Annotated in this window: 21 protein-coding genes; 3 read left to right on the top strand and 18 right to left on the bottom strand. The window is 66.2% G+C overall.

The window, feature by feature from the left end:
- Positions 1-99: 99 nt before the first annotated feature.
- The 11 genes from AC1DEZ_RS09300 to AC1DEZ_RS09250 all read right to left on the bottom strand — a co-directional run bounded on the left by AC1DEZ_RS09300 (position 100) and on the right by AC1DEZ_RS09250 (position 14,414).
- The gene (locus tag AC1DEZ_RS09300) at positions 100-1,332 is read right to left on the bottom strand and encodes a phenylacetate--CoA ligase family protein (protein ID WP_476779525.1); all 1,233 of its coding nucleotides are present in this window, start codon (positions 1,330-1,332) and stop codon (positions 100-102) included.
- A gap of 156 nt (positions 1,333-1,488) precedes the next feature.
- On the bottom strand, positions 1,489-2,334 hold the full coding sequence (locus AC1DEZ_RS09295) for an ABC transporter ATP-binding protein (RefSeq protein WP_476779524.1): 846 nt from the start codon (positions 2,332-2,334) through the stop codon (positions 1,489-1,491).
- A gap of 67 nt (positions 2,335-2,401) precedes the next feature.
- A complete protein-coding gene (locus AC1DEZ_RS09290; RefSeq protein WP_476779523.1) occupies positions 2,402-3,733 on the bottom strand; it encodes an ABC transporter substrate-binding protein in 1,332 nt (443 codons plus the stop codon).
- A gap of 104 nt (positions 3,734-3,837) precedes the next feature.
- On the bottom strand, positions 3,838-4,917 hold the full coding sequence (locus tag AC1DEZ_RS09285; protein WP_441511687.1) for a branched-chain amino acid ABC transporter permease: 1,080 nt from the start codon (positions 4,915-4,917) through the stop codon (positions 3,838-3,840).
- Between the two features lie 13 nt (positions 4,918-4,930).
- Complete coding sequence (locus AC1DEZ_RS09280; protein ID WP_441511864.1) at positions 4,931-5,845, bottom strand: branched-chain amino acid ABC transporter permease; 915 nt, start codon at positions 5,843-5,845, stop codon at positions 4,931-4,933.
- 364 nt (positions 5,846-6,209) lie between these two features.
- On the bottom strand, positions 6,210-7,010 hold the full coding sequence (locus tag AC1DEZ_RS09275; RefSeq protein ID WP_441511865.1) for an ABC transporter ATP-binding protein: 801 nt from the start codon (positions 7,008-7,010) through the stop codon (positions 6,210-6,212).
- A gap of 11 nt (positions 7,011-7,021) precedes the next feature.
- Positions 7,022-9,007 (bottom strand): AMP-dependent synthetase/ligase, encoded by a 1,986-nt coding sequence (locus tag AC1DEZ_RS09270; protein WP_476779670.1) that lies wholly within the window; start codon positions 9,005-9,007, stop codon positions 7,022-7,024.
- A gap of 333 nt (positions 9,008-9,340) precedes the next feature.
- Complete coding sequence (locus tag AC1DEZ_RS09265; protein WP_476779522.1) at positions 9,341-9,646, bottom strand: hypothetical protein; 306 nt, start codon at positions 9,644-9,646, stop codon at positions 9,341-9,343.
- A 79-nt stretch (positions 9,647-9,725) separates the two neighbouring features.
- A complete protein-coding gene (locus AC1DEZ_RS09260; RefSeq protein WP_441511689.1) occupies positions 9,726-9,932 on the bottom strand; it encodes a hypothetical protein in 207 nt (68 codons plus the stop codon).
- An 80-nt stretch (positions 9,933-10,012) separates the two neighbouring features.
- Complete coding sequence (locus AC1DEZ_RS09255) at positions 10,013-10,687, bottom strand: Crp/Fnr family transcriptional regulator (RefSeq protein WP_476779521.1); 675 nt, start codon at positions 10,685-10,687, stop codon at positions 10,013-10,015.
- Between the two features lie 169 nt (positions 10,688-10,856).
- Positions 10,857-14,414 (bottom strand): indolepyruvate ferredoxin oxidoreductase family protein, encoded by a 3,558-nt coding sequence (locus tag AC1DEZ_RS09250; RefSeq protein WP_476779520.1) that lies wholly within the window; start codon positions 14,412-14,414, stop codon positions 10,857-10,859.
- A gap of 315 nt (positions 14,415-14,729) precedes the next feature.
- Here AC1DEZ_RS09250 and AC1DEZ_RS09245 point away from each other — a divergent pair, with 315 nt between their 5' ends.
- Positions 14,730-15,374: a DUF1007 family protein gene (locus AC1DEZ_RS09245; protein WP_476779519.1), complete on the top strand. Its 645-nt coding sequence runs from the start codon at positions 14,730-14,732 to the stop codon at positions 15,372-15,374.
- Complete coding sequence (locus AC1DEZ_RS09240) at positions 15,365-16,387, top strand: nickel/cobalt transporter (RefSeq protein ID WP_476779518.1); 1,023 nt, start codon at positions 15,365-15,367, stop codon at positions 16,385-16,387. The genes AC1DEZ_RS09245 and AC1DEZ_RS09240 overlap by 10 nt, the downstream gene beginning before the upstream one ends.
- A gap of 107 nt (positions 16,388-16,494) precedes the next feature.
- Here AC1DEZ_RS09240 and AC1DEZ_RS09235 read toward each other — a convergent pair whose 3' ends face one another.
- From AC1DEZ_RS09235 to AC1DEZ_RS09215, 5 genes are read right to left on the bottom strand one after another with little or no spacing between them, the layout of a single operon-like run.
- Positions 16,495-16,878: a nitrile hydratase accessory protein gene (locus AC1DEZ_RS09235; RefSeq protein WP_476779517.1), complete on the bottom strand. Its 384-nt coding sequence runs from the start codon at positions 16,876-16,878 to the stop codon at positions 16,495-16,497.
- The gene (nthB, locus tag AC1DEZ_RS09230) at positions 16,865-17,524 is read right to left on the bottom strand and encodes a nitrile hydratase subunit beta (RefSeq protein WP_441511695.1); all 660 of its coding nucleotides are present in this window, start codon (positions 17,522-17,524) and stop codon (positions 16,865-16,867) included. The genes AC1DEZ_RS09235 and nthB overlap by 14 nt, the downstream gene beginning before the upstream one ends.
- Positions 17,521-18,147, bottom strand: coding sequence for a nitrile hydratase subunit alpha (gene nthA, locus AC1DEZ_RS09225; protein ID WP_441511696.1), 627 nt, complete (start codon positions 18,145-18,147; stop codon positions 17,521-17,523). The genes nthB and nthA overlap by 4 nt, the downstream gene beginning before the upstream one ends.
- Positions 18,148-18,159: 12 nt before the next feature.
- The gene (locus tag AC1DEZ_RS09220; RefSeq protein WP_476779516.1) at positions 18,160-19,356 is read right to left on the bottom strand and encodes an amidase; all 1,197 of its coding nucleotides are present in this window, start codon (positions 19,354-19,356) and stop codon (positions 18,160-18,162) included.
- A gap of 3 nt (positions 19,357-19,359) precedes the next feature.
- A complete protein-coding gene (locus AC1DEZ_RS09215; RefSeq protein ID WP_476779515.1) occupies positions 19,360-20,949 on the bottom strand; it encodes a gamma-glutamyltransferase family protein in 1,590 nt (529 codons plus the stop codon).
- 401 nt (positions 20,950-21,350) lie between these two features.
- Here AC1DEZ_RS09215 and AC1DEZ_RS09210 point away from each other — a divergent pair, with 401 nt between their 5' ends.
- Positions 21,351-21,590, top strand: a complete 240-nt coding sequence (locus tag AC1DEZ_RS09210; protein WP_441469324.1) for a hypothetical protein — start codon at positions 21,351-21,353, stop codon at positions 21,588-21,590.
- Between the two features lie 106 nt (positions 21,591-21,696).
- On the opposite strand, the gene AC1DEZ_RS09205 is transcribed toward AC1DEZ_RS09210, so the two are convergent.
- On the bottom strand, positions 21,697-22,092 hold the full coding sequence (locus AC1DEZ_RS09205) for a DUF1850 domain-containing protein (RefSeq protein ID WP_476779514.1): 396 nt from the start codon (positions 22,090-22,092) through the stop codon (positions 21,697-21,699).
- A complete protein-coding gene (locus tag AC1DEZ_RS09200; RefSeq protein WP_476779513.1) occupies positions 22,059-24,359 on the bottom strand; it encodes a TRAP transporter permease in 2,301 nt (766 codons plus the stop codon). Before AC1DEZ_RS09200 ends, AC1DEZ_RS09205 begins: the two co-directional genes overlap by 34 nt.
- Positions 24,360-24,428 lie beyond the last annotated feature (69 nt).

Here is a 24,428-nt window from a genome sequence, read left to right as displayed (position 1 = left end):
TGCTCGAGCTTGACCCGAGCATCTCAGGACGGAGGGGCGCCTTATCCTGTAAGAGATTCTCGGGTCGAAGCTTTGCTTCGCCCGAGAATGACGGGGAGTTCACCCCACCGGCCGTTCGTCAGCGATGACTTTGCCGTCATTGGGCAGCGCGCCGAGCGGCAGGATTTCGACCGCACCCTTCAGCTTCGTCACCTGCTGCAAGGTTGAAGAGACCGCGTCGACGAAACCGGCCGGCTCGGCGTAGATCTCGGCCTTGAGGGTCATGGTATCGGTTTCGTTGGCGCGGCCGACGACGAGCCTGAGCTTGGCGATCTCGGCATGGCGCTTGGCGATTTCGGCGACCTGCTCGGGGCGCACGAACATGCCCTTGATCTTGGCGGTTTGGTCGGCGCGGCCCATCCAGCCCCTGATGCGGGTGTTGCTGCGCCCGCAGGCGCTCCGGCCCGGCAGGACGGCGGTGAGATCGCCGACGGCGAGCCTGATCTGCGGGTGATGCGGGTCGAGATTGGTGATGACGACCTCTCCGACCTCCCCCTCGGGGACGGGATCGCCTGTGCCGGGGCGGACGATCTCGACGATCAGGTTCTCGTTCAGCACCATGCCCTCGCGGGCCGATGTCTCATAAGCGATGACACCGACATCGGCGGTGGCATAGAGCTGATAGGCGTCGATGCCGCGCGCTTTCACCCATGCCTGCAGCGAGGGCGGGAAGGCTGCACCGGAGACGACGGCGCGCTTGATCGAGGAGATGTCGACGCCGCGCGTATCCGCCGCCTCGATCAGGATCTTGAGGAAGTCCGGCGTACCCAGATAGGCGCTTGGCCGATAGGCGGAGATCACCTCCATCTGCTGCTCGGTATTGCCGGGCCCCGCCGGGATCACGGCGCAGCCGATGGCGCGGGCGGCCGAGTCCATGATGAAGCCGCCGGGCGTCAGGTGATAGCTCAGCGTGTTCAGGACGATCTCGCCCGGCCGGAAGCCGGCGGCATGGAGGCCGCGCGCGGCGTTCCAGGCGTCGCGGTCGGTCCCCTCCGGCTCGAAGATGGGGCCGGGCGAGGTGAAGAGACGGCCGAAGGAGCCTGTCGGGGCCGGGACGAAGCCTCCGAAGGGCAGCGCCTGCTTCTGGAGCGCCGGCAGGTCGGCCTTGCGCAAAACCGGCAGGCGCACCAGTGCCGAGCGGCTCGTTACGGAGGCGGGGTCGATGCCGTGCAGCCGCTCGGCATAGGCGGGGGCTTCGATGGCGGCGGCGATCAGCTTCGGCAGCCGCGCGAAGAGATCGGCCTCGCGCTCCCCGGGCGAGCGGGTTTCGAGCGCGTCGTAATGCTCGGTCATGGCGATGTCTCGTTCATAAGGGGAACAGCCCTCATCCTGAGGAGCAAGCGAAGCTTGCGTCTTGAAGGACGCTCCAGATGGTTCCGGAGCTTCCTGGAGCATCCTTCGAGACGCCGCTTCGCGGCTCTTCAGGATGAGGGCTTGCGGGATAAGCTTTCACGACAGCCAGCGCTTGCGACGCTTGTAGCTCTTCACCTCGCGGAAGGACTTCTTGTTGCCCTCGGCGACGCCCAGGTAGAACTCCTTCACATCCTCATTCTCGCGCAACATCCGGGCTTCGCCGTCCATGACGACGCGGCCGGTCTCCATGATGTAGCCATAGGTGGCGTAGCGCAGCGCCATGTTGGTGTTCTGCTCGGCGACGAGGAAGGAAACTCCTTCATCGGCATTGAGCCGGCGAACAATCTCGAAGATCTCCTCGACGATCTGCGGGGCGAGGCCCATCGAGGGCTCATCGAGCAGGATCATCTTGGGGTTCGACATCATCGCCCGGCCGATGGCGCACATCTGCTGCTCACCGCCGGAGGTGTAGCCGGCCTGCGAGGTCCGGCGCTGCTTGAGGCGTGGGAACAGCGTGTAGATCTTCTCGAGGTCGCGCTTGATCGCGGCGTTGCCGTCGCGGCGGGTGAAGGCGCCGGTCAGCAGGTTCTCCTCGATCGAGAGATGGCCGAAGCAGTGCCGGCCTTCCATCACCTGGATACAGCCCCGTTTGACGAGCTCATTGGGGGAGAGCTTGTCGACGCGCTCGCCGTCGAAGACGATCGAGCCCTTGGTGACCTCGCCGCGCTCGGCCTTCAGCAGGTTCGAGATCGCCTTCAGCGTCGTGGTCTTGCCGGCGCCGTTCGCGCCGAGGATCGCGACGATGCCGGCGCGCGGAACGGTGAGCGAGACGCCCTTCAGCACCAGCACGACATGGTCGTAGACGACCTCGATATTGTTGAGCGACAGGATCGTGTCGCTCGCGGTCGCTGCGGCTGGTTTCTCGAGGGTGGCGGTCGACATCGGCCTCTCCCGGCAATCGGCAAAAAGGGGTGCCGGCGGCGGGAGCCCGCCGCCGGCCGTCGTCAGATCAGGACGACTTCTCGCAGGACTCGGAACGCTTCGGCCAGTTGCCGGCCTTCTCGACATAGTCCTTGGCGTTGGTCTCGATCAGCGGTCGGACCTCGTCCTTCATCGGCTCGACCCAGTCGCCGCCCTTGACCCACTTGGTGCCGTCCCACTGCGAGACGAACATCTTGCTGTGGCCGGAGTGGTCGGTGCAGGAGATGGTGGTCGGCGTGACGAAGCCGCCGAGACCGATCTCCTTCAGGCGGGCGTCGGTGAGGTTGAGGGATTCGAGACCGCGGCGCATGTCCTGCGCGTCGATCACCTTCTTGCCGGTGAGCTTCTGCGCGTTGCGGATGCCCTCGACCACGAGCATCGCGTTGTAGACGCCGCGGTTGTAGAGGGCCTCGCCGACCTTCTCCTTCGGCGTCGTGCTCTTGCCCTTGTCGACCACGAGTTTAAGGATGTCCTGCATCGCGGGTGCTTCGGTGCCGCTCAGCGTCCAGCTCAGCGACTTGTAGCCCTTGGCCTGCTCGCCGCCGGCACGCGCGTCGTCGTCGCCGCCGGCCCACCAGACGCCGACCATCTTGTTCATCGGGAAGTTGTTCTTGGCCGCTTCCTTGACCGCGGTGGGGTTCATCGCGCCCCAACCCTGGTTGTAGAGGAAGTCCGGCCGGTCACGGCGGATCGAGAGCCAGAGCGAGCCCTGGTTCTGCATGTCGGCCGCCGCCACCGGATAGAGCTTGACCTCGAAGCCGTATTTCTTGGCGAGGTTTTCGAGGACCGGGATCGGCTCCTTGCCGAAGGGCGCATCGAGATGGATGAGGCCGAGCTTCTTGCCCTTGAGCTTGTCGAGGCCGCCGAGCTCGGCCGCCATGTGCTTCACCATGACGGAGGCGCCGTCCCAATAGGTGAAGGGCGGAATGAAGACCCAGGGGAAGTTCGTGCCATCGGCCGAGGCGGACAGGCCATAGGCCATCGACAGGATCGGGATCTTGTCGACATGGGCGCGCGGGATCGCGGCCAGCGTCGCGCCGGTCGACCAGGGCGAATAGACGATGGTGTTCTTCGCTTTCGCCTGCTCGTAGCACTCGATCGACTTCTTGGTGTCGTAGCCGGTCTCGCACTCCTCGTAGATGACCTTGACGCCGTTCACGCCGCCGTCACGCTCGTTGATCATCGTGATGTAGTCGCGCATGCCGTCGCCGATCGGGATGCCCGATCCGGAGAACGGGCCGGTGCGATAGGCRTTGTTGGCGAARTAGACGCTGTCCTGCGCCGCGGCCGGAACGATTGCCCCGGCAGCGGAGAGTAGGGCGCCCAGAGCCGCCCCCTTCATCAGAATGCTGGTCTTCATGGACTTCCTCCGTTCGTTTCCTCCCGACCAGACTGATGCCGGATCGGTCTTTAAGCGCCGGCGCTTCAGCGTCGCCGGTCGTTTCTTGGGTCCGTCCCCGAGCCTCAGTAGGGGAAAGGCCACGTCCGCAATTTCTGTTTCCCGATCTGCCAGAGCCGGGCGAGGCCATGCGGCTCGACGATCAGGAAGATGATGATCAGCGCGCCGACGAGCATGAAGGTGACGTGCTCGGCCGCCGCACCGCCGATCGGGACGCCGAGCGCCGGCAGGCCGAATTTCAGCGCGGTCGGCAGGATGGAAAGGAAGGCCGCACCGAAGAAGGAGCCGATCAGCGAGCCGAGGCCGCCGATGATGACCATGAACAGGATGTTGAACGAGAGGCGGATCGAGAAGACGTCCGCCGCCTCGCCGCCGCCGTACCAGAGGAAGATCATCATCGCCCCGGCGACGCCGCAGAAATATGAGGAGACGGCAAAGGCCATCAGCTTGGCGTTGAGCAGCTTGATGCCCATGAGCTCGGCGGCGATGTCCATGTCGCGCACGGCCATCCAGGAGCGTCCCAGCTTGCCATGAACGATGTTCGAGGCGAACCAGGTCAGCACGACGACGAGGCCGAGGCAGACGAAATAGCGCGTCTCGGGTGTGGCGGCCGCGCCGGTGAGCGGCAGGCCGAAGAGGGTGCGCTGCGGCACCTCGATCGCACCCGAGGCATTGTAGTTGAACAGCCAGGGAACACGGACGAAAGCCCATTGCAGGAAGAACTGCGCGGCGAGCGTGGCCACGGCCAAATAGAAGCCCTTGATGCGCAGCGAGGGCAGGCCGAAGAGCACGCCGATGCCGGCCGAGAACAGCCCTGACAGCAGGATCAGGACGATGATGTTCACGTTCGGGAAGAAGGTGGTCAGCTTGTAGCAGGCATAGGCGCCGACACCCATGAAGGCGGCGGTGCCGAGCGAGATCAGCCCGGTATAGCCGGTGAGGATGTTGAGCCCGATCGCCGCAAGGGAGAGGACGAGGAAGGGGATCATCACCGAGGCGATGAAGAAGTCGCTGCCGAGGAAGGGGATCGCGACGAGAGCGATCGCCAGGATGACGGCGATGCCGATCCGGTCTTCCCGGAGCGGGAAGACGGCCATGTCGGCGGAATAGGTCGATTTGAACTGGCCGGCCTCACGGTAGAACATGTTGTCCGGCTCCTCAGATGCGTTCGATGATCTTGTCGCCGAACAGCCCCTGCGGCCTGAACAGCAGGAAGCCCAGCGCGATAAAATAGGCGAGCCAGCTCTCGATGCCGCCGCCGACCAGCGGGCCCCAGTAGAACTCGCCGAGCTTCTCGCCGATGCCGATGATCAGGCCGCCGACGATCGCGCCGGGGATGGAGGTGAAGCCGCCGAGGATCAGCACCGGCAGGGCCTTCAACGCGACGATCTCGAGCGCAAAGGAGACGTCCGAGCGCGCGCCCCACATGATGCCTGTGATCAGCGCGACGATGCCGGCGGTGAACCAGACGATCACCCAGATCTGGTTGAGCGAAATGCCGACCGAAAGCGCCGCCTTGTGGCTGTCGGCCACCGCGCGCAGGGCTCTTCCGATGCGGGTGTACTGGAAGAAGGCGGCCAGCAGCGCGATCATCAGCGAGGCGATGACCGCCGCGGCGATGTCGATCTTCTGCAGCGAGACCAGCCCGCCGAGAATCTGCAGGTCAATGGCGCCCTTGGGCAGGTAGAGCTGCTCGGCGATCATCTGCTTGGGATTGCCGCCGAAGAGGGCTTCGCCGAATCCGATCAGGAAATAGGTGATGCCGAAGGTCGCCATGAACAGGATGATGTCGGGCTGGTTGACCAGTGGACGCAGCACCACGCGCTCGATGGTGACGGCAAGCGCGAACATGACGCCGAGCGTGATGATGACGGCGAGGAAGGCCGGCACGCCCTTCTCGTAGAGGCCGACCAGCGTCAGCGCCGCAAACACCACCATGATGCCCTGGGCGAAGTTGAACACGCCCGAGGCCTTGAAGATCAGCACGAAGCCGAGCGCGATCAGGGCATAGAGAACGCCGGAGACGAGCCCTTCCCAGATCGTCTGCACCAGCAGGTCGGGCGCCTGGACCATCTGCTGGAACGGGTCGACGAAGATCGCGTAGAGCGTGTTGGTGGAATCGAGCCGGACACCGATAGCGAGCGCGGCGACGATGGCGGCGAGGATGAGCCCGAACTTGACCAGCGGGCTGGCGAGCAGGTTCGGCGCCGGGCGGGTGGCGATGTCGCTCATGGCCGAAACCTCTGATTGAAGGGCGCGGGGAACTCTTCTCCCGTCTGGGAGAAGAGCAGGGATGAGGGCCCGCCCTCGAAGTCGAAGGCCTTAGCGGTGCCGCCGCGCTTGCTGGATAGGCGGCAGGCCCTCACCCCTGCCCCTCTCCCATCCGGGAGAGGGGTTCCCCGCGCGTTTTCGTCGAAACGTTGCACCATCACAGCCATCAGTGCGCCACTCCCAGATAGGCGTCGATGACCTTCTGGTTCGCCTTGACCTCGTCGGGCGTGCCGTCGGCAATCTTGCGGCCGTATTCGAGCACGACGACGCGGTCGGACAGGTCCATCACGACCCCCATGTCATGCTCGATCAAAGCGATCGTCGTGCCGAACTGGTTGTTCACGTCGAGGATGAAGCGGCACATGTCCTCCTTCTCCTCGAGGTTCATGCCGGCCATCGGCTCGTCGAGCAGCAGCAACTCAGGCTCCATGGCGAGCGCACGGCCGAGCTCGACGCGCTTCTGCAGGCCGTAGGGCAATTTGCCGACCGGCAATTTGCGGATGTGCTCGATCTGGAGGAAGTCGATGATGTCCTCGACGACACGGCGATGCGCGATCTCCTCCTGCATCGCCGGCCCGTGGCGCAGCGCCTGCCAGAAGAAGCCCTTCTTCATCTTGAGGGTGCGGCCTGTCATGATGTTGTCGAGCGTCGACATGCCCTTGAACAGCGCGACGTTCTGGAACGTGCGGGCGATGCCGCCCGCGGCGGCGCGATGCGGGCGCATCTTGGCGCGGCGCTCGCCCTTGAAGACGATCTGGCCCTCCTGCGGCTGGTAGAAGCCGTTGATGCAGTTGAGCATCGAGGTCTTGCCGGCGCCGTTGGGGCCGATGATGGCGCGGATCTCGCCCTTGCGGATGTCGAAGGAGACATCGGTGATCGCCTTCACGCCGCCGAAGCGCAGCGAGATGTTCTCGACCGAGAGCAGGACTTCGCCCTTGTCGCGGATGGGGGTGCCCGTCACGTTCATCGGCTCCGCGTTCATGCCGCCTTCGCCGCTGCCGGCGCCTCCTGCACGGCCACCGGATAGATCTTGGCGTCGCGCACCTTGACGCGCGCCGAGATCACGCCCTTGCGGCCGTCCTCGAAGGTCACTTCCGTGGAGATGTCGGCGGCGTCCGAGCCGTCGTAGAGCGCGGTGACCAGCGGCGCGTAGCGCTCGGCGATGAAGCCGCGCCGGACCTTCTGGGTGCGGGTCAGCTCGCCGTCATCGGCGTCGAGTTCCTTGTGCAGAATGAGGAAGCGCTTGATCTGGGCGCCGCCCATCATCGGCTCGCTGGCGAGTGAGCGGTTCACCTCGTCGACGTGCTTGGAGATCATGTCGTAGACGAGGTCGTGGCCGGCGAGCTCCTGATAGGACGCATAGACCACGTTGTTGCGCTCGGCCCAGTTGCCGACGGCCGTGAGGTCGATGTTGAGCGCGACAGTGGCGTAGTCGCGGCCCTGCCCGAAGGCCACGACCTCCTTGATGTTCGGATAGAACTTCAGCTTGTTCTCGATGTATTTCGGCGGGAAGAGGTCGCCGCTGTTGAGCTTGCCGACGTCCTTGGCGCGGTCTATGATCTTGAGGTGTCCGCCCTCGTCGAAGAAGCCGGCATCGCCGGAGCGGACATAACCATCGGCGGTCATCGTCTCCGCCGTCTTGTCGGGGTCCTTGTAGTAGCCGCCGAAGATCGAGGGCGAGCGGTAGAGCACCTCGCCATTGTCATCGATGCGGATCTCGACCAGCGGCGCGGGCTTGCCGACCGTATCGGCTTTGATCTCGCCATTGGGTTGCATGGTGATGTAGACGCCGGCCTCGGTCTGGCCGTAGAGCTGCTTCAGGTTGACGCCGATCGAGCGGTAGAACCGGAAGAGCTCGGGGCCGATCGCCTCGCCGGCGGTATAGCCGACCTTGATATTGGTCAGGCCGAAGCGGTTGCGCAGCGGGCCATAGACCAGCATGTCGCCGAGCCGGTAGAGCAGGCGGCCTTTCAGCGGCACGCTCTCCCCGTTCAGAATCTTCTCGCCGTAGCGCTTCGCGACATCGAGGAAGTAGTGGAACATCCGGCGCTTCAGCGCGCCGGCATCCTCCATGCGCACCATGGTGATGGTCAGCATGTTCTCGAAGACGCGCGGCGGGGCGAAGGCGTAGGTGGTGCCGACCTCGCGGCGGTCGTCGATGACGGTTTCCGGGCCTTCCGGGCAGTTGACGCAGAAGCCGGCCAGCATCGCCTGCGCATAGGAGAAGACGTGGTCGCCGACCCAGGCGATCGGCAGATAGGCGATGACCTCGTCGCTCTCGTTGAGCCCGTCGAAGCCGCAGCCGATCTCGGCGGCGACGATGACGTTGTAGTGGCTCAGCATCACGCCCTTCGGCCGCCCGGTGGTGCCGGAGGTGTAGAGGATGATGCCGAGGTCGGCGCCCTTGCCTTGCTCCATCTCGCGCGCGAGCGCGGCCTCGACTTGGGGATTCTGCAACGCCTTGGCGCCGGCCGCGATCACCGTCTCGATGGCGTGGAGCTTGCTGTGGTCGTAGTCGCGCAAACCCCGCGGCTCGTCATAGAGCATGTGCCTGAGATGCGGCAGGCGATCGGCGATCGAGAGCAGCTTGTCGACCTGCTCCTGGTCCTGCACCACGGCGAAGACCGCCTCGGCATGGTCGAGGACATAGGCCATCTCCTCGGCGACACCGTCGGCATAGACCGGCACCGGGATCGCGCCGATCCACTGCGCGGCGCACATCGACCAGTACAGCTTCGGCCTGTTGTAGCCGATGATCGCGACCTTCTCGCCGCGTTTCAGCCCGAGATCCTGCAGCCCCTTGGCGAAGTTGCGGACATGGGCAGCCACCTCCGCCCAGTTCCAGGACTGCCAGATGCCGAGGTCCTTGTGGCGGAAGGCGACGCGCGAGGCGCGCTCCTTCGCATTGCGCAACAGCAATTTCGGAAAGGTATCCGCCTGGCCGGCGGTGCCGCTTGCCACGATTGCGTTCTCCCTGACGAGCCGCCATGCGTCGTGGCGACTTCCTGTGAGCCGGTTCCCGGTCTCGTTGTCATGCAAGAGTTGCAGCCGGGCACGATCTTCGCAAGGAGGCGCTTGACAGACAATTCGCCTTTTTGTGAATATTGTCCCGCCGAGGTTTTATCATTGGCGCACTGCGCCGGTTTTCGCTCGGATTTCCTTCTTGCCGCTACGGATTTTGGGCTGCTGCCGCACGGCGTGGCGACGTGATCCTGTGCCTGGGACGAAAGTCTTACGCAAAAAAAACGGCCCGCAACTCGGGTGAGCTGCGGGCCGATCGAGACCGTGGCGAAGCGGTCAGTAGCGGTAATAGTGGTTCCGGCGGTAGCCGTGGGCCGGAGCATGCGGCGGCGGGCCGCCATAGCGCCGGCCGTAGTGGTGGCCGCGATCATAGCCGCGGCCGTGGCGGTAAGAGTCGCGCCTGTGCTGCCGCTCCATGTTCCGCTGGATTTCCCATTCGCGGTGTTCGCGGGTGTGGCGGGTATATTCGGCGGGCAGCCGGTTCAGCGCCTCGGCCTGTGGAATGGAGTGCGGTGCGGCGCTGGCCGGCGTGGCCGCGATCGCAGCCAGAGCGAGGCCGGCGGCCATCAAAATTCTACGCATGGTCGTCTCCTTCAGTCGATGTGCCTCATTGGACCTAGAACGGACCCAATGCAGCCTGAACGGGCAGGTTGGCTGCCGTTCAGAAAGGCCCTCGCCTCCCGGCTTGGACGCGGCGCGGCGTCCCCGGGCTTGCACGGCGATCGACACTCACTTTGACCGGCTGGAGGATTTGGAAGGGGTCGGCCCAATCGCCCCAGACTCGCCGGGCGATGTCCGATTGAGCGGCGGCGTATTCAGCCGCCTGGTCGTTGACCCGCTTCATGAACAGATCGAAGAAGCCAAACATCTCGAAACTTCCTTTCTCAGCACAGGGCTGTTCGGGAAAGGCAACGCGCGAGATGCGATTTGGTGCCCTTTCGAGAACCCTCAACCTTCGTAGCGGGCGAGCTTGTCGAGGTCGCGGATGGTAATGCTGCCATGGCCCAATTCGATCAGGCCGAGATCGGCGAGCTTGGCCAGGCCCTGATTGGCCATCTGGCGCGAGATGCCGGCGAGCATGCCGAGCTCCTCCTGCGAGATCGCCAGCGTGCGGCCGAGATCGGGATAGAGGATCGGGTTGAACAGCCAGGCGAGGTTGCGGGCGAGGCGGCCGGTCGAATCGAGAGTGCGCTCTGTCTCGGCGAGCGAGATGAACTGGGCGAGGCGCTCGTTGAACTGGTGGACGAGGAAGCGGTTGAAGGCTGCCGAATGCTCGAACAGCCAGAGAAAGGTCGACCGGCGCATCAAAGCGATCCGGGACTCACGCAGCGCCACCAATTCGTAGCGGCGCGGTTCGGCCTTGATCACCGTGCCCTCGCCGAACCAGGCACCGGCGCGCAGGCCGGCAAGCGTGGCAGATTTGCCGGATTTGGAGGTGGTCGCCATCTTGACCAGCCCCTCGGCCACGCCGGTCCAGGATTCCAGCCGGTCCCCGACATGGCAGATCGAGGCACCCTTGCCATAGCTTTTGAAGGAGATGCCGCGCCGCGCCTCGTCGAACTCGTCGTCCGACAGGTCATGGGACCATGAGGCGATGGCGCGCAGTTCCTGGGGGCCGATCAAGGTGGCGGTGATCCGGGTTGGCGAGGGATAGGCTTCGGGCGGCGTGGCGTCATTCTCGGGCGAAGCGAAGCGTAGACTCGAGAATCTCCTTCAGGAAGAGGCTCCTGAGCCTTCCTGTCACGAGATGCTCGGGTCAAGCCGAGCATGACGAAGCGGGACTCGTGCCAGCTTATTCTGCGGCCTGCGGCAAGGCAGGGGCGGAGCCGCCCTCGCGCAACTGTGCGAGCAACGCCGCCTCTTCGGCCTTCGCCGCCTTGAGATGCCGTTCCTTCACGTGTCCGAAGCCGCGGATTTTCTCCGGGATTGCGGCCAACGCCACGCCAAGCGCGTGGTTCTCGGGTGCGAGCTTGGGCAGCAGCTCGTTCAACAGCGCCTCGTAATCCGCAACAAGCCTACGTTCGGTGCGGCGCTCTTCAGTGTAGCTGAAGAGATCGAAGGCCGTACCGCGCAGGCGCCTGAACTTCGCCAGCACGGAAAAGGCGCCCATCATCCACGGGCCGAAGCTCATCTTGCGCGGCAGGCCCGTGTTGGGGTCGCGCCTCGCCAGCAAAGGTGGCGCGAGATGGAACTCATAGCGCAGCGGCTTGCCGTGATTTCCTTCTGCTTCAAAGGTCGCGGCGACCTGCTTGCGGAAGGCGCCGTCGCTGTAGAGCCGGGCGACCTCGTACTCGTCCTTGTAGGCCATCAGCTTGAAGAGGTTGCGGGCGACGGCTTCGCTGAGCGCCGTCTGGCCGGGCGTGACCGCCGCCTCCCGCGTCTGCACGCGGGCGACGAGATGGCGATAGCGCGCCGCATAGGCCGCATTCTGATAGGCGGTGAGGAAGGCGACGCGGCGCTCGATGATCTCGTCGAGCGTCTGCGAAAGCTGGCGGGCCGGTGTCGCCGCCTTGCTCTGCGAGAGGAGCACGGCCAGCGCCTGCGGATCATGCGCCGCGCGGCGGCCGAGTTCGAAGGCCTGCCKGTTCATGGYGACSGCTTCGCCGTTGAGYTCGATCGCCCGGAGCAGCGCGTCGCGGGAGAGCGGGACAGCGCCGAGCTGCCAGGCATGGCCGAGCATGAACATGTTGGCGGCGATGGCATTGCCGAGGAAGGCCACCGCAGCGGCGGTGGCGTCGAGGAAATGCGTCTGGTCGCGGCCGGCAGCCGACAGGATCGCGCGCTTCAGCCGCTCGGTCGGCAAAGAGAAATCGGCGTTGCGGGTGAAATCGCCCGGCAGGCTCTCGGCGGTGTTGACGATGACCGTGCCGCGCTCGGGGTGGATCGCGCCGAGCACCTTCTTCGAGCCGGTGACGGTGAGGTCGCAGCCGAGGACGAGGTCGGCCTGGCCGGCGGCGACGCGGATGGCGTGGATGTCGTCCGGATGCGGCGCGAGCTTGACGTGGCTGAAGACGGCGCCGCCCTTCTGGGCGAGGCCGGCCATGTCGATCATGCCGCAGCCCTTGCCTTCGAGATGGGCGGCCATGCCCAGGATCGCGCCGATGGTGACGACGCCGGTGCCGCCGACGCCGGTCACGATCACCGCGAAGCTGCGGTCGAGCGCCGGTACGACAGGCTCGGGCAGTTCGGCCTTGCCGAGCGCCGAGGCGTCGAGCCTGAGCGGATCGGCCTTTTTCGGCTTGGCGCCATGGACCGTGACGAAGGACGGGCAAAAGCCCTTCACGCAGGAAAAGTCCTTGTTGCAGTTGGACTGGTCGATCTGGCGCTTGCGGCCGAATTCGGTTTCGAGCGGCTGCACCGAGACGCAGTTCGACTGCACGCCGCAATCGCCGCAACCCTCGCAGACCAGTTCGTTGACGATCACGCGCTTGTCCGGATCCGGGTAGGCGCCCCGCTTGCGACGGCGGCGCTTCTCGGTGGCGCAGGTCTGGTCGTAGAGCAGCAGCGAGACGCCGGAGACCGTGGCGAGTTCGCGCTGGACGGCGTCGAGCTCGTCGCGGTGGTGGAGCGTCGTGCCGGCCGGCCATTGCGTGCCCGGCGGATATTTGCCGGGATCGTCGCTGACGACGGCGATGCGCTTCACGCCTTCGGCCGCGACCTGCCGCGCCATCTGGTCGGGCGAGAGATGGCCTTCGGCCTGCTGGCCGCCAGTCATGGCCACCGCATCGTTATAGAGCAGCTTGTAGGTGAGGGTGACGCCGCTCGCGACCGCCCAGCGGATCGCGAGCGAACCGGAATGGGTGTAGGTCCCGTCGCCGAGATTCTGGAAGACATGGCCACGCTTCGAGAACGGCGCTTCGCCAACCCAGTTCGCGCCTTCGCCGCCCATCTGGGTGAAGCCCGCCGTGTCGCGGTCCATCCACTGCACCATGTAATGGCAGCCGATCCCGGCATAGGCGCGCGAGCCCTCGGGCACCACGGTCGAGGAATTGTGCGGGCAGCCCGAACAGAAATAGGGCGTGCGCTTTGCGATCTCCTGCGCCTCGGCGAGGCGGCCTTGCGCCTTGGCGATCTCTTCCAGCCGCGCGCGCAGGGCGGGATCGTCGCGATATTGGAGCAGGCGCGCGCCCAGCGCGATCGCGATGTCGTTGGGGTCGAGCGCACCATGGACCGGGAACAGCCAGTCGCCCTTCTCGTCCTTCTTGCCGACGACCATCGGCTGGTGCTTGGCGCCGTAAAGCTCTTCGCGGACCTGCACCTCGATCAGCGAGCGCTTTTCCTCGACCACCATGATCAGGTCGAGGCCTTTCGCGAAGGCTTTCAGCTCGGCCGGATCGATCGGCCAAGGGCAGGCGAGCTTGAACAGGCGGATGCCGAGATCATTGGCGCGGACCTCGTCGATGCCGAGATCGGCCAGCGCCTGCTGCACGTCGAGATAGGATTTGCCGACGGTGGCGATGCCGATGCGTGGTTTCTTCCCGCCATGGGTGACGATGCGGTTCAGCTTGTTGGCGCGCAGATAGGCCAGCATCGCATCGCGCTTGTAGAGATGCATCCGGCGCTCCTGCTCGACGAAATCGAGCTCGCGGCGGATGGCGAGGCCGCCGGGCGGCGGGACATAGTCGGTCGGCGTGACGATGGTGACGCGATCGAGCGAGCCGTCGACGGAGGCAGTCGATTCGATGTTGTCCTTGACGCATTTGATGCCGACCCAGACCGAGGCGAAGCGCGAGAGCGCGATGCCGTGCAGGCCGTAATCGATGATCTCCTGCACCCCGGCCGGGTTGAGGATCGGCATCATCCGGTCGACCAGGACGAATTCGGTCTGGTGGGCGTTGGTAGAGGACTCTGCCGTGTGGTCGTCGCCCATGAGGCAGATGACGCCGCCCTTGGGGTCGGTGCCGGCCATGTTGCCGTGGCGGAAGACGTCGCCCGATCGGTCGACGCCCGGCCCCTTGCCGTACCAGAGCGCGAAGACGCCGTCATGCTTGCCTTCGCCGCCGAGGCCGGCCTGTTGCGTGCCCCAGATCGCGGTGGCGGCGAGGTCCTCGTTCAGGCCGGGTTGGAAGACGATATTTGCCGCCTTGAGGGGTTTTGCGGCACGCATCAGCTGCTGGTCGAGCCCGCCGAGCGGGGAGCCGCGATAGCCGGAGACGAAGCCGGCCGTGTCGAGCCCGGCCTGCCGGTCGCGCTCGCGCTGCATCAGCAGCATGCGGGCGACCGCCTGCGTGCCGGTGAGGAAAACCTCACGCTTGTCGAGATCGTATTTGTCGTCGAGCGCGACGCTGCGCAGTCCGATCTGGCGCAGCGCTGCCGCCTCGGTGCCGGATTTACGCGGTATCTCGGCCATGCTCGGCCTCCCGGATCGTCGTTCCCGCCGACGGGCCGGTAGTCCCGGCCTCATGCTTCACCGTCTTTGCGGTAAATATGTCAGTGATGCTGACATATCGACCGGAGGCGGTCAATTGATCTGGTATCATTCCAGTTTTCGCGGCGGGGTCCAATGGGCTTGTGGGAGCGGCCGGTGCGCGTCCCTCGGGAAGCGCCGCGATTTGGCCCTGTTTGGCGGGGATGGCTGTTGCGGTTGTCGCACGCCCGTCACGGCTGTTGACGATCGCTTAACCATGATCCACCCAGCGTGCCGGGACTGTGGAGGTTTTTGCCTGTGACGTGCCGTGCCCGTCTGACAGCCCTGTCCGGGTTTCTGCTGGCCGCCCTCGTGGCGGGCGAGGCGGCTGCGCATCCGCATGTCTTCGTCAATGCGAAGGCCGAAATCGTCTTCGCGCCCGATGGCTCGGTCCAAGCGATCCGGCATCACTGGAGCTTCGACGAAGCTTACTCCGCCTACATCACCCAGGGGCTCGACAAGAACGGCGACGGCAAGCTGAGCTCGGACGAGCTCGCCGACCTCGCCAAGATCAACGTCGAATCGCTGCCCGATGTCGAGTTCTTCACCGCAGCCAAGCTCAATGGCCGCAAGCAGGAATTCGGCACGCCGGGCGAGCAGATCATGTCCTTCGACAACAAGGTGCTGACGCTGGTCTTCACCTTGCCGCTGAAGACCCCGGCGAAGGCGCGCTCCTTCGGTATCGAGATCGGCGACCCCACTTACTTCGTCGCCTTCGACATCGTCGATGCGCCGGATGCGGTCGTCACCAAGGGCGCGCCGCAAGGTTGTGTCGTGCGGGTCAACCGCCCGCCCAAGCTCGACGATGCCACGCAGAAGCGCCTCGCCGAGGCCGACATCACCGCGACACCGGATGTCGGCGGGCTCGAAGTCACGACGCGGGCGCTGGTCGCATGTCCCTGACGCCGGCGGATACCGCGCGCCCCGCGGGTGTGGCGCTCTCGCGGCGGCTTCTGGCATGCGCGCTGGCGCTGCTCCTGGTCGCGGGGGTGGTTACGCTGCTCGCCATGCTGATCGCGAGCGTGAGCCCGCCGCCCCCGCCACCACCGCGCAACCCGTTCGGCACGGCTCTGCCGCGTGAAGCGCTGCCGTCCACGACCGGATTCGGCGCATTGCTGATCGCCTGGCAATCGAGCTTCTACCGCGAGCTGACGGCGGCGCTGAAGGCGATCGCGACTGCGCCGGGCGCGCTCTGGGGGCTGCTTGGGCTTTCCTTCGGATATGGCGTCTTCCATGCGGCGGGGCCGGGACATGGCAAGGCGGTGATCTCCGGTTACATCGTCGCCGACAACCGCAGCCTGAAGCGGGGCCTGGGCCTGAGCTTTGCCGCCGCCATCCTGCAGGCGCTGGTCGCCATCGCGATCGTGACGGTGGCGACGCTGCTGCTGCGGGTCACTGCGACGCAGATGAACGCCGCGACCACGGTGATCGAGCAAGGCAGCTTCCTCCTGGTGGCGCTGGTCGGGCTTTTGATGCTCTGGCGCAAGTCTGGAGCCTTGATCGCACTTGAGGCAGGCGCGGCACATGATCCGGCGGCTTGCGACCATGTCCATATGCCGGATGCCGATCAGGTGTCGCGGCTCAGCGGCTGGCGGGACATGGCCGGCGTCGTGCTGGCGGCGGGCTTGCGCCCCTGCGCGGGGGCGCTGATCATCCTCGTCTTCGCAGCCTCGCAGGGACTGTTCTGGGCCGGCGCGGCAGCGAGTTTCGCCATGGCGCTGGGCACCGCAATCACGACCGGAGCACTCGCGGCCTGCGCGGTCTTCTTCAAATTCGCGGCACTGAAATTCGCTGGCGGCGGCAGCCTGCGTTCGGCCCGGCTGCTTGCTGGGCTCGAAGTTCTCGCCGCCGCCTTCGTCGCCGTGCTGGGCACGGCGCTTTTCACCGGGCTCTGGCTCGGCGGGATGGGGAGCTGAGGGGTTAGCGTCATTCTCGGGCGGAGCGAAGCGCAGACCCGAGAAGCTTGTGACCAGAGGACACTGGTTTCCGAGATACTCGGGTCAAGCCCGAGCATGACGGCGAACTAACGCAGCGGGTCATTCTCCAGCAGGATCGGCTTTCCGTGCGGCGTCGCCTCGGCGGCGCGGGCCCAGGCGGCGGCGAGCGCGTCGACGCCGTCATGGGAGGTCAGGCCCCTCTCGATCAATAGATGCTCCAGCGCCTCGCACCAGCGCTCGTAATAATCCGAGCCGTCGCGGCAACCGCCGGCCGCCAGCGCTTCGCGGATTTCCGCGCCGAGCGTCTGCGCCCATTCATCCGCCGTGAAGACGCCCCTGTTCTGGAGGGCCACGACGAGGGCAAAGGCTTGGGCCTGCCAGGGCTCGGCGAAGACCGGGCCTTCGGCATCGCGGGGGATCGGGGTGTCGGCGGCGAGAGCCGCCGCCAGATCGGTCTCAGGCCGGCTCAAGATAGCTCTCCCAGGCCTCGATGCTGACGGTGGAGGTCGGGTCGGCATCGCGACCCCAGAGCTCCGGACCGGTGAACACTACCGTGTAAAGCCACTGCGCCGTCTCGGGCAGGCCCTGCGAGCCGGTATCGGGGAAGACGTGGCAGCCGACGATGCGTTCGATCGCACCTTCCTTGCCGCGGGCATAGCGCGGCAGGCGGGTATGGTGCTGCGGGTGCATCACGATGGTGCGGACCTTGTCGCCCACGGCGAAGCGCGCCGGCGCTGCGGCCTCGCGCTCATAGGGGAAGCCGCGGCGCAGGACGCCGGCGACCTCCTCGCCCTTGAGCACGCGCTTGGGCTCGCGGCGTTCGGGCGCCGGCTTGCCGCTGGCGAGCTCGTCGGCGCTCAGGAAGCGGTGCTTGACCAGCACCTTGTCGAGCGCGGCGAGCCAGATCTCGTAATAGGTCGAGGAAAGATATTGTGCGGGTGGCAGGCTTTCGCGGGCGTGGCGGATCTCGTCGATTGTCCAGGCGCCCATCGCGCCGGCCGCGACATTGATGGCGAGCACGCGCTTTTCCCAGTCGCCATGGAAGACCGGCTCGTTCGGCTCGGGAACGACCGGGCCGAAGGCCATCTGGCCGCCGAGATCATGGGCGCTGTTCATGCGGCGTCCTCCACCTTCGGCAGACCGGTGCCGATCATCGAATCGCGCGTGACGATGCCGGCGAGCTTTTCCTCGCTCCAGCCCTCGGTTCCGGCGGGGCGCATAGGGATGACGATGAAGCGGGTCTCGGCCGTCGAATCCCAGACGCGGATGCGCTGGCCCTCTGGCAGCGTCACGCCGAAATCGGCGATCGTGCCGCGCGGATCGATCACCGCCTTGGCGCGATAGGGCGGGGATTTGTACCAGACTGGCGGCAGCCCCAGTACGGGCCACGGATAGCAGGAGCAGAGCGTGCAGACGATGAGGTTGTGCTGCTCGGGCGTGTTGAAGCAGGCGACGATATGCTCGCCGCCGCGCCCGCCATAGCCGAGTTCGGCTGCTGCCGCCGTGCCGTCCGCCTTCAGGCGCTCGGCGAAGGCCGGGTCGGTCCAGGCCTTGGCGACGATGCGGGCGCCGTCGCGAGGGCCGATCTTGGTTTCGTAGGTGTCGATGATGGCGTCGAGCGCGGCCGGGTCGACATAGCCCTTCTCGACCATCAGCGTTTCCAGCGCCTTCACCCGCGCTTCGATGGCGGTGAAGTGGTTGTCGTGGTGGTCGTGATCGTGGTGGTGATGTCCGCCCATGGCGAAATCCTCTCAGGCGATCCGGATGCGTGCGGCGCGTTCGTAGCGTACCGCGAAGGCGACGAGGGAGCGATCGGAACCTTTCGGGCCGATCAGCGACAGGCCCAGCGGCGCGCCCTCGCGCTGCGCCACGGGGATGGTGACCTGCGGGAAGCCCGACAGGCCGGAGAGGCAGAGCAGCCGCAGTGCACGGTTGCGGAAATCCTCCAGCTCCGCCTCTTTCGCCGCGATCAACGGGGCGATGTCGGGCATGGTCGGCAGGATCAGCACGCCGTCCCGGCCGAGAAGGCGCGTAAGCCTGGCGCGGAAGGTTTTGCGGGTCGCTTCGCCACGCGCATATTCGGCGTCGGTCACCGCTTTCGAGAAGATGAAGCGCTCCTTCACTCCCGGCCCCAGCGGCGGGGCGAAGCGCTCGATCATGGCGCCGTCCGACAACCAGGCTTCGCGGCCCTGGATCCAGCGGAAGGCCCAGTAGAGCGCGTCGAGATCACGGACGAGCTTGACGCCTTCGGGCTGGCCAAGCTCGGGAATCGTGCGCTGCACGACATTGCGCAAGATCGTCTCGGCCTCGGGGATGGCCTGGGCGAACATGTCGTCGGCGATGATGAGGCGCGGGGTTTCCGGCAGCTCGGTCCGATCCAGATCGAACAGCGTGTTGGAGACACGGGCGAAGACCTCGCCGTCGCGGGCGAACCAGCCGGGCGTGTCGAGGCTCTCCGCCAGCGGCCAAACCCGCTTCAGCGAAAGCCGGCCATGGGTCGGGCGGATGCCGAAGAGGCCGCCATAGCTCGCGGGCGCCCGAACCGACCCGCCGGTGTCTGAGCCCAGGGCGATATCGACGAGGCGCCCGGCCACCGCCGCCATGGAGCCGCAGGAGGAGCCGCCGGTGATCCGCTCCGGCGCTGCCGGATTGATCGGCGAGCCGAAATGCGCGTTCTGGCCGTTGAGAGAGAAGGCGAGTTCGTCGGTGTGGGTCTTGCCGACGAAGCGGGCGCCGGCCTGAAGCAGGTCCTTCACGATCGGCGCCGTCTTCGTCTTGATGCCGGACTGCGCCAGCACCAGCGGCGAACCCGCCCCCGTCGGATAGCCCTTGACGTCGAAGAGGTCCTTCACCGCGAGCGTCAGCCCGGCAAGGGGCCCCGCGACGGCATGTTTCACCGGCGCATCGGGATAGGGAACGAAGCAGCGGAACGGATCGTCAAAGGTCATGCGTCAGATCCCCCTTGCATCGCCGTCCGAACGCGGGTCGTGCACTGCCTCGACATGGCCCTTGGCGTGCTTCACCAGCATGCCGGCATGGCCGAAGCCCTCGGAATAGGCCAGGCCGCTCTCCTCGACGGGATGGCCGGCGGCATCGAGCCGTTCCAGCAACGAGGAATCGAAGCGGCTCTCGAATTTGAGACTGGTCGAGCCGGCGCCCCAGGTCTTGCCGAAGAGCCAGCGCGGCGCATCGACCGCCGTGGCGAGGTTCTGGCCGGCGCGGTAGCGGGTCAGGATCTGCGCCTGGAACTGGGGCTGGCCGTCGCCGCCCATCGAGCCATAGGGCAGGATGCGCCCGTCGTCGAAGCGGGCGAAGGCCGGGTTCAGCGTGTGGAAGGGCTTGCGGCCGGGCCTCAGCGGGTTGGCGGCATTCCTGTCGAGCGAGAACGAGACGCCGCGGTTCTGCCAGTGGATGCCGGTCATCGGCAGCACGCAGCCGGAGCCGTATTCCCAGTAGATCGACTGGATATAGGAGACGGCGAGGCCCTTACCGTCGATGGCGCCCATCCAGATCGTGTCGCCGTCGCCATTGCGCAGCGGCAGCTTCGCCGCCCGCTTCCTGTCGACGGCTGCCGCCTCGCGCATGAGCGCGGCATCGGTCAGGAAGTCGGCGGGCGGATGATCGAGCTCGGCCGGGTCGGTGACGTAGCGGTCGCGGATGGCGAAGGCGCGTTTCGTCGCCTCGATCAGACCGTGATGATGCTCGAAGCTGTCGAGCTTGGTGGCGCCGAGCCGCTCGAAGATGCCGAGGATCATCAGCGAGGCCAGCCCCTGCGTCGGTGGCGGCAGGTTCGAAACGGTGAGGCCGGGCAGCTTCAGCGTCAGAGGCGCGACGCTCCGCGCGCGATAGCGTTCGAGATCGGCGCGGGTGACGGGCGCGCCGATGCGTTCGAGGTCGGCGGCGATCTCGCGGCCGACATCGCCGCGATAGAAATCGTCGAGCCCGGCATCGGCGAGCTGTTGCAGGGCGGCGCCGAGCGCTTCCGGCCTGCGGCGGGCGCCGGGCTTGGGAGGGGCGCCGTCTACCCAGAAATTGGAAACGAAGCCAGGCGCTGCCTTCAGGGCTTCCTGCTCGTTGGGCTTGTTGCCGAGTTCGGACTCCGAAACCGCGTAGCCCTCGCGGCAATGGCTGACAGCATCGGCCAGCAATTCGCGGAGCGGAAGGCGCCCGCCGAGCGAGCGCGCGAGATCGAGCGCAAGCTGCCAGCCGCCGACGGCGCCCGCAACGGTGAGCGCCGCTTCCGGCCCGCGCGAGGGAATGGCGTCGTAGCCCTTGCCGCGGTAGCGTTCGATCGTGGCGAGAGAGCCGGCCGGGCCGCAGGCCTCGATACCGTGCAGGCGGCCGCCCGGCTCATGCACCAGCCAGAAGCCGTCGCCGCCGATCGCGTTCATATGCGGGTAGACTACCGCGATCGTCGCGGCCATGGCGACCATGGCCTCGATAGCGTTGCCGCCCTCGGCGAGAATGGCCCGCCCCGCTTCGGAGGCGAGGCGGTGAGGCGCTGCCACGGCGGCGGAGGCGAAGACAGGCGTATCCAGCATCAGGGCTTTTCAAGCTCCGGAATCATGCCCATCTGGGGGCTAGAGGCTGTTATGAACCATGGAAGGGGATTTGACGCAGGCGATTTTGCGCGAATGCAAGGAGTTCGAGGACGCAAGCCTTTCGGCTTGCTACGAAGAACGACGTTGCAGTCGCGCAAAAGCGGTGCGCCCTGCGGGTGAGGTGAAAACGGCAGAGCTGCAGCGTCCCATCGCTTGCCGATACCAGCGGTATCGGCGGCGCAATGCTCCTCCCATCTCTGCCGTTTTGACCTCATTCAATCCCCTTCCATGGTTCATAACAGCCTCTCGGGGCGCGAATTTGTTGCATGGGGCGGCAAGCTCCGCTAGGTGCCTAGGGCGCATGGCGGCGTTAGGCGGCCTGCGCGTGAAGGAAGGACAGCATGGCCGGACGGCATATGAACTGGCGCAACCTGATCATGGTCTCCTCGTTCGGGATCCTGATCGCCGTCGAGCTCTTCGGCGTGGCGCTGGCGGCCGGCTGGGCGCTGGCTGGCCTGTTCGATCTCGGCGCCATCTTCGAATACATCATGATGGCGATCTTCTCGGTCTTCGCGGCCTACGGTCTGCTCAACCTGATGCGGCGGATGCTCAAGATCGAGCACCTGACCGAGGTCGACTGAGACGGCGTCATGCTCGGGATCGGCCCGAGCATCTCGGAAGCCAGAGCCTTCCCGTCCTGATATTCTCGGGTCTTCGCTCCGCTGCGCCCGAGAATAACGGTGCCGTTCAATCGCAAATCTTCAACGTGACCGGGTCGGCCTCGGCAGGCATGTAGTCTCCCATGGAACGGCACCGACCGGCGCTGCAGAGGCGCCAGTCGGCGGTCGCGCCCGAACGGCGCATCACCACCTCCTTCTGCGGCGGCAGAGCCGGGCGCCAGCGCCAGAAGCCGTCGATCAGCTTCGCGCCGTCGGGCGGGTCCATGCCGGCCCCCGAGCCTTCGATGCGGGCCTCGACAATCTCGAGCCCGGCGGGCGTTTCCCGCCAGACCTCCGCCCACAGCGTCTTCTGCACCGAATGGCGCCAGCCCAGCGTGATTTCGTCGCGGCCGAGCACGACGACGAGCGCGCCGGCCGCGAGGCACAGGCTCATGCGATGGCAGGTGCGCCGCGCGCGCGCCATAGATGCTGGCCGATCATCAATGCCGCGAGCGCAAAGCCGACCTCGTCGGTGACCGGCAGGGCCAGAACGAGGGATAAGGCGGCTGCGGCGGACAGCAGCCGCTCCCACACCACCAGATCGCGTTTCATGAAGCCGATCGTGGCCGCGCCCCATAGGAAGATGGCGAGCAGCGCCTTGCCGATGATGTAGGTAGCCGCGCCCGTATAGGCTAAGCCGCTCAGGCCCTGCACCGGCTGCAACATCAGGGCGGGGTCGTAGACGGCCATGAACGGGATCACGAAGCCGGCCATTGCGATCTTGATAGCCTGGAAGCCGATCTTGAAGCCGGACTCCTTGGCAATCGGTGCCGCCGCGAAGGCGGCAAGCGCAACCGGCGGCGTCAGATCCGCCATGATCCCGAAATAGAAGACGAACATGTGGCTGACGATCAGCGGCACGCCGAGCTTGAGCAGGATCGGCGCGGCCAGCGAGGAGGTGATGATGTAGTTCGGAATCGTCGGGATGCCCATGCCCAGGATCAAGCTGACGACCATCGTCAGGATCAGCGCGAGGAACAGCGAATCCCGTCCGACAGCGACCACCGCATTGCCGAAGATCGTGCCCACACCGGTGAGGGTCATCGTGCCGATGACGATGCCGACGATCGCGCAGGCGACGCCGACGGGGATCGCCTGACGCGCGCCATCGGCCAGCGCCTCGCGGCAGGCTGCGACCGTCTCCGCGCCACCCTTGCTGAAGAGGTTCGCGAGGATGAGACCGACGACCATCGCGACGATGACGAGGATGCCGTACCAGAAGAACAGCCCGCAGAGCAGGCCAAGCCCGACCCAGAACAGCACGCGCATGGCGACCGGCCCGATGCCCAGCGCAAACGAGCCGCCGAGGATGAGGACGACGGTGAGCGCAAGGCCGACCGAACCCGAGAAGAGCGGCGTGTAGCCTGCGAAGAGCAGGTAGACGAGCACCGCGAGCGGCAGGATCAGATACCATTTCTCGGTCAGGGCCTTGCCCGCGCTCGGCAATGTCGAGCGGGGCATGCCGATGAGCCCCCGCTTGCCGGCTTCGAGATGCACGGCGAGGAAGGCCGCGGCGTAGTAGAGGATGGCGGGGACGATGGCGGCCTGGACCACGGCGGCATAGGGCACGTCGATGGTCTCGGCCATGATGAAGGCGACGGCGCCCATCACGGGCGGCATGATCTGGCCGCCCATCGAGGCCGTCGCCTCGACGCCGCCGGCGAAGGCGGCGCGATAGCCGAAGCGCTTCATCAGGGGAATCGTGAACTGGCCGGTCGAAACGACGTTGGCGACGCCGGACCCCGAAATCGTGCCCATCAGCGCCGAGGAGAAGACCGCGACCTTGGCCGGGCCGCCGCGGGCGCTGCCGAACAGGCCCATCGCGACGTCGGTGAAGAGCTGGATCATGCCCGCCCGCTCCAGGAACGATCCGAACAGGATGAACAGGAAGATGAAGGTCGCCGAGACGCCGGTTGGCGTCGCGTAGATGCCCTCGGTGCCGAACGACATATGCTCGATCACCTGCTCCAGGGAGTAGCCGCGGTGGTTCAGCGGCGAGGGCAGGTAGTTGCCGAGCAGGCAATAGGCGAGGAACAGGCCGGCGACGATCGGGAGGGCCGGGCCCATGAAACGCCAGCAGATCAGGAAGAGGACGGCGATCGCAGCGATGCCTACAACGAGATCGGCCTGCGTGACCTCGCCGGCGCGGGCGACCAGGTCCTCGTAGAAGAACCAGTGATAGAGGCCGATGCCGAAGCCGGCGATGGCCAGCGCCCAGCCAATCGCTGCGCTCATGCGCGAATGACTCTTGTGCTGGGCAAGCAGGCCGCCAGCCACCAGGCAGAGCATCCCGACATGAAGGGTGCGCAGGATCTGATTGGGCACCGAACCGCCGAACCGCGCGAGCAGTTCGACGACGACCGCCATCGGAATCCAGGCCAGCAGCATCTCAGCCCAGGCCCTGCCGCGTGCGGCCTGGGCCAGGATCGCGACGAGCCAGAGAACGATGGTGGCGCGCAGCAGATCAATGATGTCGACGCCTGCAAAGCGATGATCGAGCGGGACGTTGAAGGCGGTTGCGATCTGGAAGAGCGAGAACGCTACCGCGATCCAAAACAGCAGGCGTCCGGGCCAGCCCGGGCCGAAGCCGGGCGGCAGGCCGTGCTCGGGATCGACGATCGGCTGCTGCGTCTCGACAGGGACGCCGCCGGTATCCGGCACGACCAGGGGCTTATGCTTGTCTTCGCTCATGCGCTGGGTCCACCCGCCAGACAAAAGGGCGAGGCCCCGAGGCCCCGCCCGCGACTACGGCTTTTCAGG

Source organism: Allobosea sp. 10L422 (assembly GCF_056395345.1).
This window is presented reverse-complemented; position numbering and strand designations above follow the sequence as displayed.

Coding starts and splice junctions, on each gene's coding strand:
- AC1DEZ_RS09300 (WP_476779525.1), bottom strand. CDS start 1,332: ATGACCGAGCATTACGACGCGCTCGAAACCCGCTCGCCCGGGGAGCGC.
- AC1DEZ_RS09295 (WP_476779524.1), bottom strand. CDS start 2,334: ATGTCGACCGCCACCCTCGAGAAACCAGCCGCAGCGACCGCGAGCGAC.
- AC1DEZ_RS09285 (WP_441511687.1), bottom strand. CDS start 4,917: ATGTTCTACCGTGAGGCCGGCCAGTTCAAATCGACCTATTCCGCCGAC.
- AC1DEZ_RS09280 (WP_441511864.1), bottom strand. CDS start 5,845: ATGGTCCAGGCGCCCGACCTGCTGGTGCAGACGATCTGGGAAGGGCTC.
- AC1DEZ_RS09275 (WP_441511865.1), bottom strand. CDS start 7,010: ATGAACGTGACGGGCACCCCCATCCGCGACAAGGGCGAAGTCCTGCTC.
- AC1DEZ_RS09265 (WP_476779522.1), bottom strand. CDS start 9,646: ATGCGTAGAATTTTGATGGCCGCCGGCCTCGCTCTGGCTGCGATCGCG.
- AC1DEZ_RS09260 (WP_441511689.1), bottom strand. CDS start 9,932: ATGTTTGGCTTCTTCGATCTGTTCATGAAGCGGGTCAACGACCAGGCG.
- AC1DEZ_RS09240 (WP_476779518.1), top strand. CDS start 15,365: ATGTCCCTGACGCCGGCGGATACCGCGCGCCCCGCGGGTGTGGCGCTC.
- nthB (WP_441511695.1), bottom strand. CDS start 17,524: ATGAACAGCGCCCATGATCTCGGCGGCCAGATGGCCTTCGGCCCGGTC.
- nthA (WP_441511696.1), bottom strand. CDS start 18,147: ATGGGCGGACATCACCACCACGATCACGACCACCACGACAACCACTTC.
- AC1DEZ_RS09220 (WP_476779516.1), bottom strand. CDS start 19,356: ATGACCTTTGACGATCCGTTCCGCTGCTTCGTTCCCTATCCCGATGCG.
- AC1DEZ_RS09215 (WP_476779515.1), bottom strand. CDS start 20,949: ATGCTGGATACGCCTGTCTTCGCCTCCGCCGCCGTGGCAGCGCCTCAC.
- AC1DEZ_RS09210 (WP_441469324.1), top strand. CDS start 21,351: ATGGCCGGACGGCATATGAACTGGCGCAACCTGATCATGGTCTCCTCG.
- AC1DEZ_RS09205 (WP_476779514.1), bottom strand. CDS start 22,092: ATGGCGCGCGCGCGGCGCACCTGCCATCGCATGAGCCTGTGCCTCGCG.
- AC1DEZ_RS09200 (WP_476779513.1), bottom strand. CDS start 24,359: ATGAGCGAAGACAAGCATAAGCCCCTGGTCGTGCCGGATACCGGCGGC.